The organism is Paenibacillus sp. RC84 (assembly GCF_041260495.1).
Lineage (GTDB): Bacteria > Bacillota > Bacilli > Paenibacillales > NBRC-103111 > Paenibacillus_F.
Map to the genome: position 1 here is coordinate 245,070 of NZ_JBGBYL010000002.1, position 15,537 is coordinate 260,606.

The following is a 15,537-nucleotide window of genomic DNA, read 5'->3' on the forward strand; positions in this document are numbered from 1 at the left end:
CCAAAACTTCTTTCCGGGCATATACTGCCTATGATTTTGAAGCGAGGAGATGTGTCATTATGATGAAAGTGGAACCCATCGAATTGGATGGAAATACGGCCATTGCGATAGAAGTAAAGCTGCCCAAAACGACGCTGCTCGTCGTGACGACGGATAAAGGCTATATCATGTGCGGAGCACTTGATGTACCATTGCGGAGATACAGGCTTTTTCCCGGAGGAATTATGCACGATAAGGGGGGACAGGCCCTGTTAGGCTTATCCCACTATACGTTTGTGTACTTATATGTTTCGTAAAGCTTTGAGTTTTTGTGATCGTAGCCGTGATCAATCGTTAGAACATCAGGTTAAAAAGAGTTGTTTGTAACCGTATTCATAAGACTCCTCTTCATCCAGATCCGTTAGAATGCAAGAGTAGATTTTTTCCCAGAAGACAAAGTAGCCTTCGTTAATCTCACAAATAAAATCTTTATATAAAGGCGCATCCTGCTCTAGTTCCTCAAGGGTGGCTAACCTGCAGAAATCGGCAAGATATGCGTGATGTTCAAGGGTCGTATAATCGGAAAGGCCGTTTTTTTCATAGTAGTATATTTTGCGAATGAAAATAGCAGGGGGTGAATTGAAACTTTGTAAGCCGGACATGGCGGACTCCTCCGAATTTTTCTATAATGATCCTTATTAGGTATATAGTATCATTTTTTGTGTGGGTCCGTGTACCTGATATCCGGAAATAAATAGAGGAGCTGCGATCCACAGCATACAGATACACTATGGACTTGGCAGCATTTTTAATATAACGAATAGCCCTGATCCGGCTATTTGTCCGAGTTCATTCCTTCCGGTTCGGGTTCTACACTCAGCCCGTTCTGCTTGGCCGCGGCAACCGAGTTCAGAAAAGCCAGTTCACCGGCCGTCAACTGTTTGCTCCGGATCTTTGCGATCCACTTCCAATCGGTTATTTCTTGGCGGTTGTATCTTTGGGACCAGATGGCGTTTAGCATTTTCCATTCATAATCGTTAAGAGGCAAAGGCATGTTCTCTTCATCCTCCTTCCATAGGAGTTTTCCGTTGTTCTTTTTTAGATATTTCGTTAACTCGCCGATTTCAGCGAGGAATTTGTGCCAGAGCGCTTCGCCTTGAATGTTGTCTATCTGCAGGTTCTTCCGCATCCAGGCGATTTCGGCAGAAGTCCAGCCTTTGCCCATACAATGCCGATCGTCGAATAACAGGTCCATAAAAGGAAGCGGGCAGTCTTTATGGGTAATATCCCAATGTCTGCGAATGTCGGTACGGGGATTCCAGCCGTACAGGCGGCATAAATGAGCCATTGCCCATACTGCGCGTTTGTAAGATTCGCGAAAATTGCCGTTTGCATTCACACACAGCTCATACCCCAGTGTCGCACGGTTAGGATAGGCGCCGAATTGACGGGTATAGTAAGTGTTTGCTCCAACGTGATAGGCCATTTCGGCCTCTCCGGGAAGATAGGGGAGAGCAGCGAGGATTTCTTCCGAATCCCCGATCAGGTGCGCACTGCCGTAAGAGCCGTTCCGGTTGTTAAAAAAGTTCCGGTTCGCTCTGGCGTTCGCTCCCTTTCCTATATTTCCCGTCCAATGAATAATTCCGCCCGTGGGCTTAATTTTTTCTTTTGTGCGGGTCCAAGGAGATGGTGCGATGAACGCATTGCCGATGGAGTAGCCGCCGCAGGAGATAATTTCATGAGGAATAGACATATATGCTCACCCTTTAGCCTGCGGATCTTTTTCGTCCAGATTGCCTTTAAGTACGGACAAGGCTCTTTTTAGAACGGGAGGGATCGGGAGACCGATTCTTCCGAAATTTTCGAAAATGGAGATAAGCTCGTTAGCCAGCCAAAAATAAATACAGCCGCTCATACACCAGTTTACTCCTAAAGCTATGTCGATTTGATGACCGATAGAAACGGAAAGCAGCATCATCGTCTTTTTGATGAGCCCCCAAAATCCGACTTCACTGTTCAGGCCCTGCTTCTCTTTAAGAGAAGCAATGAGACCGGTCGAGTAATCGACGGCCATAATCATAAGCAGAAATTCCAGCAATTGTGTCCAACCTCCAAACAGATACGTAATTATTGAACCGATAACGGCTGGAACCGTATAAATTCCAAGTTCTTTCAAAGTTAAAAATTTGACGGTTAAATGCTCCAATTCATTCACTCCTGTGTAAAAAAATAAGAGCGCCGGAGGGCGCTCTACATAATGAAGACGTAAGACGAATCGTCCGAATCGTCGTAAACCTGAATGCGGCTCGTCAAGTCACTTGCGAATTTGGCGCGAACCTGAATGAAGGTTCGGATTTCTTTTGTTTCGGGTTTGGGAACCGTAATCGAGCAAGCGAAATATTCCGACGCTACGTAAATAGAGCCGACAAGCTCAGATTTTGTATAAACCCGCACATAACTTGACAGGTCCTCACTTACGGTTTGTCTCACCGTTAAGCGTCCGCTTAGCTGACTCTGTTCTCTCCGGGAAACCTTCAGGGTACCGGAAACGACGCTGCTGAGAACGACCTGCAGAGTGCCGGGAAGTGCGGGAAGGCTCACGCGTACCGATCCTGGAAGCGAGCTCTGCTCGGTTCGTCTGACCGTCAGCGAGGCAGGTATGTCTTTAACCTCGGTCCGCCGGACAATGAGCGTACCTGGCAAACGAAACTGGCTGACACGGAGGGTGGAAGGCACGGTAAGATCACCTTTAACCCGTACGGTCAGACGGCCGGTTTGCTGCGACTCGGCATTACGCCTCACGGTCAGTTGGCCCCATACGATGAGGCTCCTGACGAAGATGGTGCATTCCATAAAATCAGGTGAATGTACATGAATGCGGCCGGGAAGCTCTGACTTAAACCAGACTTCACGCACGTTGATTTTGCCTGCAAGGTCTTTCGTTCCGTTTTGACGAACGGTCAGTGTATTGTTTCGTAGTTCGGATCGTCCCGGGCTGTACACGTTCTGATCCAGGTACTCGATCTCAAGGAGAGGCGGAGTTTTGCCTTGTTCTCTTGTATAAAAACGCTGGTAGGCGCTTGTTTCATCAAGTGCCTTCAACAGAAGACCATAGTTGGCGGACGGAGTTTGGTACCACTTCTTTACAAGCTCCAGTAAATCGAAATTGATGTATCCTCTCGTTTTGCCTGCTTTTTCTTGAAGCTGAAGAGAGGTGGATACCGGCTGATTATCCCAAGTGATGCCGTCTTCCGTCCAAGGCTCTTGAGCTTCATAGAGCCCTATTAAAGCTTCCGGCACGTTTTCATAGTCGGAGAAGATCTTCAACTCCGCTTTCGTGAGCTTTTGGAGCGGAGGAAGTGCGGCTAAATCGAATCGGACCAGGGAGCGGTATCTCTCGTTTAACCCGGGATTGTATCCGGCGAACATATCCTGCTCCGAGCCGTAGTTCAGCTTCGGCATCCCTTCCCGCACGAATGCGTCCTGCACCGGCAGCAGAACCGCTTTCTTGACCGGCGGCGGCACAATATCCACGATGCCGAACATGCGGTTGTGGATAGGAACCTGAATCGTGCCGGGGAGAGAGTCGTGGATTTTGACCTGGATAGTCGAAGGTTTATTCTCAAAGAGAACCGGTGTAATGTCGACCTTTCCGACGAGCCGGTTATGCGGCGGTACATAAAGTGTACCGGTGATCTGGCTCGGTATCGGAACGGTGAGCGTGGAATAAGTATCCATCGCTTTATGCGGTGCATTCGGGGTTAACGATATTTCGCCGATGTTAAGGGCGCTGCCGTTGGTTTCTAAGAAATTAAACCGGTAGTACTCGTATGCCGTCATGTTATTAACAAAATATTCGCGTTTTCCGGAAGGATAAACCCAGTTCGTTTCATCCGTCCTAGTATCGAGGGTCACCCAGTCTATGGTGTTGTTGCTTGCTTGCAGGGTCCAGGATTTTGGACTGTATATTTTGTCGGCTTTAGGTCCCGCGGTTATTATATATCTGTTTACGACAAACCTGTTTTGATAGCCGGTAAATACTTGTACCCAGCTTGGTCCGGTTAAAGAGGGGGACCAGCTATCCCGCCAATCGTTGTTGGTAGTCCCGTTGAAGACTTTATAAACGGGGTTATCGGCTGTTTCGGATGAGGCAGTAATTTCGTACGGCTTAGGTAAATTGTTCGAACTCATGGGGGGAACAATGCTGACGTCTGTGTAACCGATCGGAGATAATATAATATGGTTACTTTTTACAGTAATAGACGATGACAGGTCATCGCGCGGCCTAACATAGACATCCCCCCGTAATTGATGTCCGATTCCTTCTTTCTCAGCAAAAAGCTGCAACTCTACGATATAATTAGTGCTGTAAACCGAGTCGAAAATAGTTAAACGATAAAATCTATAATTTCCCTTAAAGATTCGGTTAATTAAATAGGTCTTATTGGTATACGTTTTCCAATTTTCCGTCTGTCTATCGAGTTCAAACCAGGTGTCCTTATCTGAACTTGCCTCAATGCTCCATACGGTTGGAGCAGAAGAGTTGTTGGCAATAGTCATTTTATAGGCAGCTAGTTTAAAACTGTTATCCCAGCCTACATCAATTACAATGTTGTCGGTTTTACCATTGTACATATACCGGTTTGGTCCAGCATTAATTACGGAGCCGTCAAACATTTGATACGTATTGGACGTTTTATCGTAGTTGAGGGACTGAACCGAATAAGGCGGAGGAGAACTATTGGAGGTCATAGGCGGAATTACACTAGTGAAATCCGTCTTATAGTGAGGAAGGCCGATATATCCACTGTTTAACGGATAGTCGTTAAAATAAATTCTGAAATCGAACAATTTCGGGCTTTGTATCCCACGGGTAGATAAAGTTTGTTTGATTTTGATTTTGGTTTGCGATAGGTCCATACCGAGCGGAATGCCTTTAATGGCATTTCCATTTTCTATCTGCTCGTAGGCACTCCAGGACATTCCTTGGTCAAAGGAGTAGCTTGCTTCCACAAGGACATCGGTATTAAGCGGTTTAAATTCTCCCCAATATAACAAGGCTCCGTTAAAGTTTTTAAGAGTGGCAAGATCGTATTCTTTCTCACGGACGGCTTTATACAGACGACCTGGGTATAATTGACACTCAGAAATCCTTACCGTGTATTTGTTTGAAGGTACATTGTACACCTTAATTTTTACATATCTTGCGTCTGTACTGGAAAATTCCCCTTCAAGCATGACAGCCCAAGCTTTGGGATCTCCATAGTTGCCTTGATAAGTATAGGTTTTTCCATCCGTACTGGTAGAAACATCCATGATCTTGGGGCTTACGGCAGATGCAGCCGGGCCAAATAATTTAATTGCCGACAAAGGCCCCGTTTGCAATAAATCTAAAATTATTTCAACATAGATCATGTCGGTGTACGAAAAGTAAGAGGTGACGTTCCCGTCGGTGAGCATTTTGCCGCCTACGTCCGTATCGTAAACTCTTCCGTCCGAGGAATGCGTATACGGCTTGTTTAAAGCGAGATTAGTAGCATTATTGGTGTTAGCTAATTTTAACTCCCCGAACGGTGTGACTATCAGCCCTTGATCTAGTGATCCGGATTGAAAATCAGCTTGGGTGGTTTCTTTGATGACAAACATATCCCACCGCCTTTCCATTGTATTGGAGGTTTAAATCTTGTTGCATTTGGCACGGACTTCAAACATACCTCCAGTAGTTGCTTTCTCCTGGGTGACCACCCTGAAATAGATCGGAACCGCCTGCATCTTATTTATCGTGCCTGAGTAGAGGAGGTTTGTTTCGGGAATAAAAGGGTTGTCCGATTTGCTCATTTCTACAGTGAAATCGCTGTTGGTGTTTACAATGTCAACCTGAAGCTGGTTTACACTGGATTCATTAGCATTTTCAATAAGAACCTTCTTGGATAAGGTCGTTTGCCCCGCAATGATTTGACCGAAGTCAAGCAGCATTTTAACATTACCGTTATTGTCGCAATAATAATCGTTTGTGCTTTCGTCCTTGAAATATATGTTGTCATACGGTTCAAAGAAGAATTTGTAGAGGAATAAAGAGTTTACGGTCGTGCTGTCCAACGCGCAGCCTAAGTAAACGCCATCTTTTGAAAATTCAAGCCCTTTAGGTTCAGCATTTTCAGAAGTTGGAGGCATATTGACATTATTCGTGATTTTAATTCTGTCCCCAATCTCGCCTGTAAGGGGATTGAATTTATGAAAAATAATACGCGGATTGAGATTCCAGGAAGTGTATTGAGCAATTGCGATATATTGCATTCTTTTAGAAAACCTGATTTTTTTAGTTGGGGTGTCCGATGGAATAGAAGGATAAGCAGGTGTACCGATAATACCAAGTATAGGATCGTTTCTGAATACACACCAACCTGGGGCGTTATTAATTGCAAGAGCAATGAAATTCATATCGTCGGATAGATTAAAATCAGTAACTTTTCCAGGCAGAGCAGGAACAGTAATTTCATTTCCAATTACTCCAGAAGGACCAATCTTAAATATTTTAAAACTTCCGTCATCCAATACTGTATATAGTAAATTATCATTCTTATTGAATTCTACTTTTAAAGGTTTATAGGGTAAGGTTTTAATAAATTCATTACTTACCAGACCAGTACTGGAATCATACTTATACATCCTTAAGGATGAATAGGTGGCTATAACAAATAAGTTTTTACTATGTGAGAATGTAAAGTCACGAGTGTAATCAATAATTCTGGAAATTGCAGGCTGAATCACTTCAGTTGTGTACCCGCCTGTAAGAGAATCGTATTTGTAAAAACGAATGTTATCGTAGCCACTGTATATAAACAGTTTGTCATCCGGGGAAAAAATGGAAGTATATTCGCCGCGTCCCAGATATCCCCCATCCGGTGTGGGCAATTCCTTTAAGGTGTTATTGCTGCGGTCAATTTCGTAAATATAGGGTTTATAGCCTGTAACCGCAGTTACAGCAAGATACTTGCCGCTATCGGAAAACTTTAAATTCCATGCACGTGAAGGAAGCCCCGCCGGGTTATTCACAGCGGTTAACGTAGGGTCAACGGCAACCGGATACTGACGTGACAGATCGGAAAGCCATGAGTACGGCAGCCTGATTTTCAGAGAAACGAAGTTCTCCTCTTGTTTGGATAAGCTGTACGTACAGACGATCTGTTCTGTGCCATTTATCTCGTAAGTGATGGGGTCAGGTAGAGTAAAGATTTCCAGTCCCGACGCATCTTTAAAAACGATAGCATCGTGCGTTGTAAACTCGTTTTCTTGACGCATCTCATTCACATAAATAAAGACATCTTCGGAAAAGTCGATTTTTCCTTCAACAACAAACTGGATATCCCTTCCCGGCAGAGATTGATCGTACATAGGGAGCGAATTCAGCAAAGTATTATGCTTCAGTTTACCGCCAAGTACCTGAAATTCCTCGTCGATATCACCAATCACATTTTTGTAGAGGACAGTATTGTCCCGAACAACCTGCCCCTCACAATCTTCCACACGACCCAGCCATAACTCGTTCCCAAGCTCATCCTGAAATCCGGCCCCTAGCGGCGTCCATTCAAAAAAGGCGTCTCCGGTTTCCACTTTGACGGGGGCATAGCTGCATAGATTGGATTTAAAAAACGTTTTGATCGTATTGGTACAGTTTTCGAATCTATACGGGATAGTATTGCTTGATCGGACCTTCAGGTCGATTTCATGTTCTTCTCCGTTAATATCCGTATAGGTCTGCACCGGAAGCTTAATCGCTTCCAGATTGTTAAGTCCTAAGCCTGACATGAGCGTTTACCCTCCTTTATTGAAGAATCCAGTTGATTTCTCCGCCTTTGTTTTTGGACAATGGGGCATTGACGGCATCTTCCACGACTCCGTTACGTTTGATCACTAGCTCGCCGTCTAAGGTTCTGTCGCTGACCAATTTCACATAAAAATAGGCTGGTCGACCGTCCGTCGGGATTTTATACAGGATTTGAAAATGAAAATGGACCGAGCCAATCTGCAGCTCCGCTTTATAGCCGAAGTTATATTGAACGATCAGATTCGTGCCGTTCCCGGCTTCCCCATTGGGGTTGAAAGTGAATTCCATGTCTTTGTAAACGATGAGATCCCGATAAGGTTGTTGCTGTCCGGTAAGTGCATATTCTTGATCGTCATGTTTATAGACAAGCTCAATCATTTTGCCGTCTATTTTGAAAATACCGTTGGATACTTCGTAACAAAATCTGTGACCTAACCCGATTTGACCGAAACGGACCAGCTTATCCCGCTCAATAGCAGAGAAGCCGTGCTCTTCTTTCGTATCCGGATCATATTCGCTGAAGAATTCGCCGTTCTCATATTCGGCAAGCCAAATAAGAGACTGGGAAACGGGTGAGTAAGGGGGGAACGTTTGAAAATTCATTTGGTTACCTCCATTGTATTGGACTAATTTTATGGAAAAGAAAAGGACCCTATACGTATAGGGTCCCAAAGGGAATATTAACTAAACTTGATACACTACTCGCGTCAGAAACGCATAATTTCCTGCGGTTGCAGTAGTAGGTACATTCGCGTGCATCGTGATTTTGGCATAGTTGGGAACGGCATTCGCAATTGTTCCATCGTTAGCGGTTCCTTTGATTATTCCGGCCCCTGCCCCTCCACCGGCCTGAATAGGCCGGGTGTTAGCACCGCCAATTTGCGAGAAGGTCGTCTCGTTCATAGAATCACATTTGACTTCGATCCATTTGTTCAAGACCAATTCACCGGTATTCCCCCCTGCGCTGTCCTTGGTTGTAATCGTGCAGTTCAGCATGTCGGAAACGGCCGCTGAGCCGCCCCGGTTGTTCCAGATGTAAAAAGTTTTGTCCGTGGATACGGTACCGGCATCCACGGGACCGATATCCCAATTGTTTTCCTGACTTGTATTTGTCGCATTGAACCATTGTACTACTGCTGGCATATGATCACTCCTAGATTAATTTAAAGTAGAGTTTAAGATAAGGCTGCTGCTAGATTTGAATTTCAACCTGGACGGTTAGTCCTTTGAGATCGGGGTCTAACTGAAGCAGATTGATACGGAAAAAATCCTGGGGATCCACAGTGGCATTTAAAACGGCCGTGTTCGATCCCAGTATCTGATTGACGGGGATAATCACGGGGAAGCTGGTGAGCGGGGTCCAGGGATTTAGGTTTAACAAATTGGACTCGTCGATTTTTTCCACCATAATCTCGGTGTCGGACGTAAGGCCCGATCGCGAGCAATAACCGTGGACTTTTCTGACGGTACCTTTAAGGGGAAAACGGATGAGCTGGCTTTGAGGGCCGGGCTGCGGCGGTTTATTCAGCACGAATGTAATGGTTCTCAGCTCATGCTCATTATGAAATTTGGTGTAATCCTCTTTGCTCATCAAGCCGTCGACACTGTCTGAAACACGCGGAAGAGCGGAGGTCACCCAGTTCTCGATGAGCATCCATTTAGCGCCGTCATAGCGGTAAATCTCCCCGCTATTCTGGACCATTACGGTCCAGCCTACCTCGGGGAGGGGATAAGTGGACGCCAGGTGCTGCTTTGTGGGAACGGGTGCTTTGTACACCTTCCTGGCAAGATTTGCGGTATTTCGCGCTTCTTGTGCGGCTTGATTGGCGTTGTCCCGCGCCAGATTGGCTTGATCCGCAGACTGATCGGCCCGTTCGGTCGCTTGCTTGCACCGCAGAATGGCCTCGTTGACGAGACCGATGGCGATGTTCGCGTCGCGTATTTTTTGCAGCGATTCTTCGATAATTTGCTGAAGGTTCTTGACGACATCGGGATTTCCGCCGATGTGCGCATAGATACGTTCGGCCGGATACTGGATAATGCCGCGGCCTTTATATTGGGCGACGACGTGGACGCCTTCCTGTGAAGGATGGAAATGAACGAGACCGTTTTGATAGTTCACATAAAACTCATTTTGTTGCAAGGATTTATTTTTATCAAAATCCGTTTTGCGAATTTCGGTAAACCCGCTGATCCGCACTTTGTGGGTTTCAGACGGAATTTCATGCAGGGGAACTACCGTGTTCATAATGGTCCACGATTCTGTGCGTTCCACATAGGGGTCCTGCGCCGTTCCCGCCCGGAACGTAATGATCAGCGGATCGTTGTACGGCAGATAGGCTAGGGTCATAGTATCACCTCCTTTACTAATTTAAATGACGTTGACAAAGTCGCTCCCGGAATTAAGAGTGGTCGAGGTTCCAAGGCAGGTAGTCACTCCAGTGCCGATTAACGCGACGGGAATCCCGTTGATTTTAACGTGGCTGCCGCTGTTGTTTACGGAGCCGGTGCCGGACCCGTCAGGAGCAGGGGTAATATTTTCAACCCATCCTCCAGGACGAGCTTGTGGGTAAGGGTCAGCGACCCAATGTTCAGAAGTGGCATTCCTTTGAACCAGAAGTGACTTGCCATTGATTTTAACATGTGAGTTCGATGAGGCTTTTCCATTAATAACAGCATTAGTAGTTCTTCTTGCAGATTGATAAATCGGATAGCCCCATGAATCTGTACCATTCTGATACCACTCTGTATAAGTCACATGCCCCGTTTTAGTGGAAGGAGCGATGGTAGAGCCGTCCAAGGCAACACCTGCCATGGCAATCACCTTATTTCTTTACAAAATTGACTTCTTTCGAAGTAACGCGGAAATCATCGGCTTCGAAGGAAATGTTTTTGCCGGTAAACGTCATATTACCGCCGACCAGAGTCACTTCTCCGTTGGGACCGAAGACGAATTTGGAGGAGCTATTCTCGAATTGGACACTGAACTGCCCAGTCTTTTCGTCTTCAAGCTTAATCACGTAATCCTTGGACAAGGTTTCGATTGGGGCAAGCTGGGAATTCAGTTGAACACCCTTATCCGTAAACTGAAGGCTCCGATCATGAGGCAAATTGTTGGTGACATAACGGTAATCCAACCCTCCGTTATATTTCAGTTCATAGGCCCGGCCGGTGTTGTAATCAATATTATTGACCGTTAACGGGTTTGTTCCGCCGTCACCGTCGCCCATTACTCGCCTTGGAAGTGCGTGCTCGCCTTCATTGAGAAAATCGGTAATCATTTTTTCATGGATGTCCCCAAGCTTGAACTGGTAGGCAATATAACTGGTTTTTTCCTTGGTCAAAATCTGTCTCTTGTCATCGGTCCAATAAAGGAGATTGCCTTTGCTGTCCTTGCTCTGCTCCTTGGCTTCGACCTTCGCCGTAATCCATTTGAATTGTTTGTCCTGAATTTCCATGTAGTTGACGAATTGTCCGACGTCGGCGTCTTTGCCGAGGGTTTTCAACCTGGATACGGTCAGATTGCTGATATATCCGTCTTCGGCCGTAATGGTCGTAACGGCAAGCAGCTCGGCGGCGATGCGTCCGGCTCCTTCGATGTCGAAATTATGCAGGAACATTTTGCCCTTCTCGCTATCGACCAGCACCTCGTTCTTGCCGTTTGTGATGAGCGCCTTCCGGGCCTTCAAGGTACCGTCCAGCGAAACCGAAAACGGAGCGGAGCCGAAGCTTTGATGGCCGGCCCAAATGCCGATGTTGGGAAACACGCGGAAGGCCAGATCACCGGTACCGATGGTAAGATCGGAGCCGACAATATGGCCGTCTTTGAATTGGGACTGCTCGATTTCAGCCGTCACGGCATGCATGGCTCTCGTATAGAAGTTGCCGTAATAGTCAAAGCGGGAAGGAGCATTGGCCCAAACGGAAGAGCCGATGGCCACGCCGTCCTTGTCCACTTTGAATACCTGGTTGCCTTCACCGGCCTGGAAATTGCCTTTCATGAACAAGTCGCCGTCCAGCGAGGTGTACAACGTTTTCTCGAACCCGTTGGTCCGTTTGCGCTCCAGCGTAAGCCCGTTCTCGCTGTCGAGCGTCACTTTGTTGACGATACTAGACGCCAGGGAACAGTCCTGCGTATCGAAACGGTTGATCGTCAGTCCGAAACGATCGGGTTTCTCCTCGATAAGGCCGATTTTCATCACTTCGCGGTCGCACCGGTCCGTGATGGTCGTTTTGGCGCCTTCGGTCAGCCAGATCCCGTCATCGTCGCCGATAATGACCCGGTTCGTCGTCAGGATTTTGCCCATTAACCGCTCGGCTATAATTCCGTCCGGTGTAATAGCGGTCTCGTACCTTAAGCCGCCGGAACGGGTGAGGGCAAGAGACCCGTGCGTCGCACGCAGGAAGCGGTTCGGATCGGCGGGATCGGTGATCGTAAGTCCGCTGCGGTCGAGGGTGACATACTCGTTGTTGGCCATGTTAATTTCCTGGGTTACTTTGTTCCAGAAGTTTTCCATGAGCTGGCTGGTTTCGCTGGCGTCGATGACGGCCTTGCCCCAGCGGTCTTTGTTATGGTTCAACGTAGCGGAAGTCCCGATACTGGTCGCCATGAACTTTTCCATTTTTTTATAGGGGTCCGAGATATCTTTGACATTCGCAATGGTTAAACCGACGCTGCCGCTGCCGTAATCAAACGCCATTTCGATAATCCGCGCGGTCACCTTCGTTCTCATCTTCTCGTACTCAATCGTGACGGTGTCACCGAGAACGAGTTTGTCCCAATTATGCTGCTCCTCGACAATCTCCAGAAAGTTTACGATGTCGATATTGAAAAGCAGCTGAGGCTTCTGCATTTCCCGGAATTTTTCCATCAGATCTTTGTACAGATCTTTGTCGTGAATATAATTTTCATCCACGAATTCCTTCTCGATAATGAACGGGTTCAACTCATTCAACTGGTCGCGGGTAAAATTTTCTTCCGCGGAAAGGAGTTTTTTGAGCGCCGTAATCTGCACTTCAATCTGATCCATTTGGTCCTGAAGATTCTTAATCTCCGCGGTCTTGGCTTCGATCTGCATTTCTTTGTGATCCAAGCTGTATTTATTGATGAGCGCATCGTCATTGCCGGTGCCCGTAAATTCATCCTTGGTAATGGAAGCGGTTTGGATAAAAATTTCCGTATCTTTTGGAGAGCCGCTAAGCTGTACGACGGATTGCAGGGAACCGGAGATTTTGCCCGATAAAACCCATTCGTTCGCGGCCAGCCGGGACGGTGTGCCGTTTACGGTTACGGAAAGGTTTGAGACATCTGAAACTTTGCAGAATACCGCATACCGGTTGACGGAGGACTTTAGCGTCGTAACGACCGATCGTGAAGGACCCGAGTATGTGAACTTCTCGAACCACATGTTTTTATCGAACTGCTGGTTGTTTTTGAGAGAAGTAATCTGGGATTGCTCCAGTTTGAGCGCGTTCAGTTCGTTTTGTCTCGCGGATAACGATGCTTGAAGGGGTTCCTTCCGGTTCAGCAAAGACTCGAATGTGCCTTTGTTGGCTTCTACGAGCCCATCGTAATCCAGCAGGGCGTGACAGAGCGAATCGGTCATATAATCGCTGTGCTGAAGAACCTTTTTGGCCGCGTCGCGTTCGAACGGATAGAGGAAATAGCTGAGATCCTGGATATAAGGCTGCCCGGTCGGATTGACTCTTTCGATGGACAAGCCTTCCTTTCCGTAGCCCTTAAGCCGCGTCACCATCTCGTCTGCCTTCGATTCCCGGCCCATCCGTTTAAGATAATGGCCGTAGGAAAACTTCAGGCCTTTGTTCAGGCCGTACAGCTCCGGCTTCATCAGACTCACCTTGCGGTTGATCGTGTCCCATTTGACGATGGCGTTGTAGGTCTCGGCGACTTGATAGACGGCATCGAGCACCGTGTTGCTGGAAAACTCGAAATCGCGGTAAGCAAGCTCGAAATCGGCGTCGATATACCCGACGCTCCATACCGTCCGGGACAGAAGGTCATTCATAATCTGACCCGCATGATACGAAACCTGCTTGTAATCTTTCAGCATTTTATCCGAAAGCTCGTAAGCCAGGGAGTAGGCCGTCACGGTTCTCCGGTCGCCGTTATCCTCCATCTCGTCGCTGGGAGAGGTAATGATGTACCATTCCTCGCTGTCCCCGAGTACGACTTTCAGCAAATACCGTTCTTTGATTAACGGAATATGCTCGTTGGGAACAAGCTGGTGATGGACTTCCACTTCGTACGGCAGTTGGACGCGGATATCATTCAAAGCGTTCAGCTTAATGTTCTGCTGAGGCGGATAAGCTTCGCTGAGCTTTGCGATAATTTCCTTGTCCGGTTTAGCCAGAAAAATTTGCGGCTTGATCGGTTTTTTGAGGAGATCGATTTCTCCAAACACATATTCACCCCCTTAAGCCTGCAGCCTTTTAAATTCATATCTGAACTGCAGTTTTCCGTTTCCGTTGATTTTAAGAATATTGACTCCGTAAGGCAGCTCCAAATACTGGTCGTTAAAATTGGCATACCGGTATTTCAGAGGGATGCTCGTTTCAATCTGCTCTCGGTCCCCGTGAATGTACAACTCTTCCTGATCCAGGAGGCTTGTAAACTTAAATTCGCGGTTATGCTGGGACGTATTGATAATGGAAAAATCCCCGGAACCGTCCTTCGTAATCCAAATCTCGGGGCGGATGGTCAGATCGCCCTTGTTCTCGATTTCGATAACCGGCTCCAGCAGAAACCGGATCTCGTGAATAACGGGGCTGAGGGCCCTATCGTCCGTTTTCAGGAAGAAACGGAACTTAACCCGCGCATCCGTCAGCTGCGAATGCGTATAAATATCCGGAATGGCCCCGCCATTAACGGCTGCCTTCCAGCCGGACCAGGAGGTTCCTCCGTCCACGGATACATTCGTATACAAGGTGACGGAGGTGCCGGGCGGCTCGTCCGCACTCCAGGTCAGCTTCGTTAAAGCTCCGTTCCCGTCGAGCTGCACGGGTAATTCTTCCGATTCGTAATACCCGGTAAAGCCTGTTACATCTAGCCATGTCGCCATATGATCATCACCTACTCGATTTTTCCGAAAGGACGGAATTGGCAGGGTGTACCCTGTTCTTCCCAGGTTGCAATGGGGTAGGCGATCCAGGTCACGTTGTTGTCGACCGTTGCCGCTCCCTCGCTGGCAATCCAGTTCGGTTCGAAATTAAAGGAAAGCCCCGCTATCGTACAAACAAAAAAGTACCCGTTGGGTACTTTGGGAACGACGATATCATAGTGAACATAGTTTTTGGCGGGTGCCCAGGTCGTTGAGTTTTTGATGTCATCGACGGTACCCTTCGCGGTTGTCGGGAACGTCGGTTCGTGAACACCGCTGGTTCCGGGATGAATGCACTTGTAATAGTGCCCGTTATCCGCAGCCGGAACGACAAGATCGCCCGCCCGGTATCGGCGGAAGCTTTGCCACGCGGGCGCCGCTTCCCCGAAACGTAGATTAATCCAGCCGGCATAACCTCCGATCTTGAGGTCGGTATTCCAAATCCGATGGCCTTTCTTGTACATGCCGTTTACCGGAATCGTATCGGCCGCTTTTTCGCTTGCTTCATCGAGGATGCGGAAGTTGTCCGCCAGTTCGAGAATGGTTTGATGCTGTTCATCAGTCAGCTCCGGCATAGTGAGCTGCAAATTTTGAGTAAAAGTGGACATAGAG

13 protein-coding genes are annotated in these 15,537 nt (G+C 47.3%); 1 reads left to right on the plus strand and 12 read right to left on the minus strand.

Annotated features, from left to right (window positions below):
* Positions 1-59: 59 nt before the first annotated feature.
* Positions 60-296 (plus strand): hypothetical protein, encoded by a 237-nt coding sequence (locus ABH899_RS28580; RefSeq protein WP_483312616.1) that lies wholly within the window; start codon positions 60-62, stop codon positions 294-296.
* Positions 297-341: 45 nt separating this feature from the next.
* On the opposite strand, the gene ABH899_RS04820 is transcribed toward ABH899_RS28580, so the two are convergent.
* The 12 genes from ABH899_RS04820 to ABH899_RS04875 all read right to left on the minus strand — a co-directional run bounded on the left by ABH899_RS04820 (position 342) and on the right by ABH899_RS04875 (position 15,533).
* Positions 342-641, minus strand: coding sequence for a hypothetical protein (locus ABH899_RS04820; protein WP_369994452.1), 300 nt, complete (start codon positions 639-641; stop codon positions 342-344).
* 173 nt (positions 642-814) lie between these two features.
* Positions 815-1,732: a peptidoglycan recognition protein family protein gene (locus ABH899_RS04825; RefSeq protein WP_369994455.1), complete on the minus strand. Its 918-nt coding sequence runs from the start codon at positions 1,730-1,732 to the stop codon at positions 815-817.
* 6 nt (positions 1,733-1,738) lie between these two features.
* Positions 1,739-2,185 (minus strand): phage holin family protein, encoded by a 447-nt coding sequence (locus ABH899_RS04830; RefSeq protein ID WP_369994457.1) that lies wholly within the window; start codon positions 2,183-2,185, stop codon positions 1,739-1,741.
* A 44-nt stretch (positions 2,186-2,229) separates the two neighbouring features.
* Complete coding sequence (locus ABH899_RS04835) at positions 2,230-5,625, minus strand: DNRLRE domain-containing protein (protein ID WP_369994460.1); 3,396 nt, start codon at positions 5,623-5,625, stop codon at positions 2,230-2,232.
* Positions 5,626-5,655: 30 nt separating this feature from the next.
* A complete protein-coding gene (locus ABH899_RS04840; RefSeq protein WP_369994461.1) occupies positions 5,656-7,788 on the minus strand; it encodes an NHL repeat-containing protein in 2,133 nt (710 codons plus the stop codon).
* Between the two features lie 16 nt (positions 7,789-7,804).
* Positions 7,805-8,410 carry a hypothetical protein gene (locus ABH899_RS04845; protein WP_369994463.1) on the minus strand — a complete coding sequence of 202 codons (606 nt, stop codon included), beginning with the start codon at positions 8,408-8,410 and terminating at the stop codon, positions 7,805-7,807.
* An 81-nt stretch (positions 8,411-8,491) separates the two neighbouring features.
* Complete coding sequence (locus ABH899_RS04850) at positions 8,492-8,950, minus strand: hypothetical protein (RefSeq protein WP_369994464.1); 459 nt, start codon at positions 8,948-8,950, stop codon at positions 8,492-8,494.
* A 49-nt stretch (positions 8,951-8,999) separates the two neighbouring features.
* A complete protein-coding gene (locus ABH899_RS04855) occupies positions 9,000-10,157 on the minus strand; it encodes a hypothetical protein (protein ID WP_369994466.1) in 1,158 nt (385 codons plus the stop codon).
* Between the two features lie 21 nt (positions 10,158-10,178).
* Complete coding sequence (locus ABH899_RS04860; protein ID WP_369994468.1) at positions 10,179-10,622, minus strand: hypothetical protein; 444 nt, start codon at positions 10,620-10,622, stop codon at positions 10,179-10,181.
* Between the two features lie 10 nt (positions 10,623-10,632).
* Positions 10,633-14,229: a phage tail spike protein gene (locus ABH899_RS04865; RefSeq protein WP_369994470.1), complete on the minus strand. Its 3,597-nt coding sequence runs from the start codon at positions 14,227-14,229 to the stop codon at positions 10,633-10,635.
* Positions 14,230-14,241: 12 nt separating this feature from the next.
* Positions 14,242-14,886: a phage tail family protein gene (locus ABH899_RS04870; protein WP_369994471.1), complete on the minus strand. Its 645-nt coding sequence runs from the start codon at positions 14,884-14,886 to the stop codon at positions 14,242-14,244.
* A gap of 11 nt (positions 14,887-14,897) precedes the next feature.
* Positions 14,898-15,533: a hypothetical protein gene (locus ABH899_RS04875; protein WP_218229194.1), complete on the minus strand. Its 636-nt coding sequence runs from the start codon at positions 15,531-15,533 to the stop codon at positions 14,898-14,900.
* Positions 15,534-15,537 lie beyond the last annotated feature (4 nt).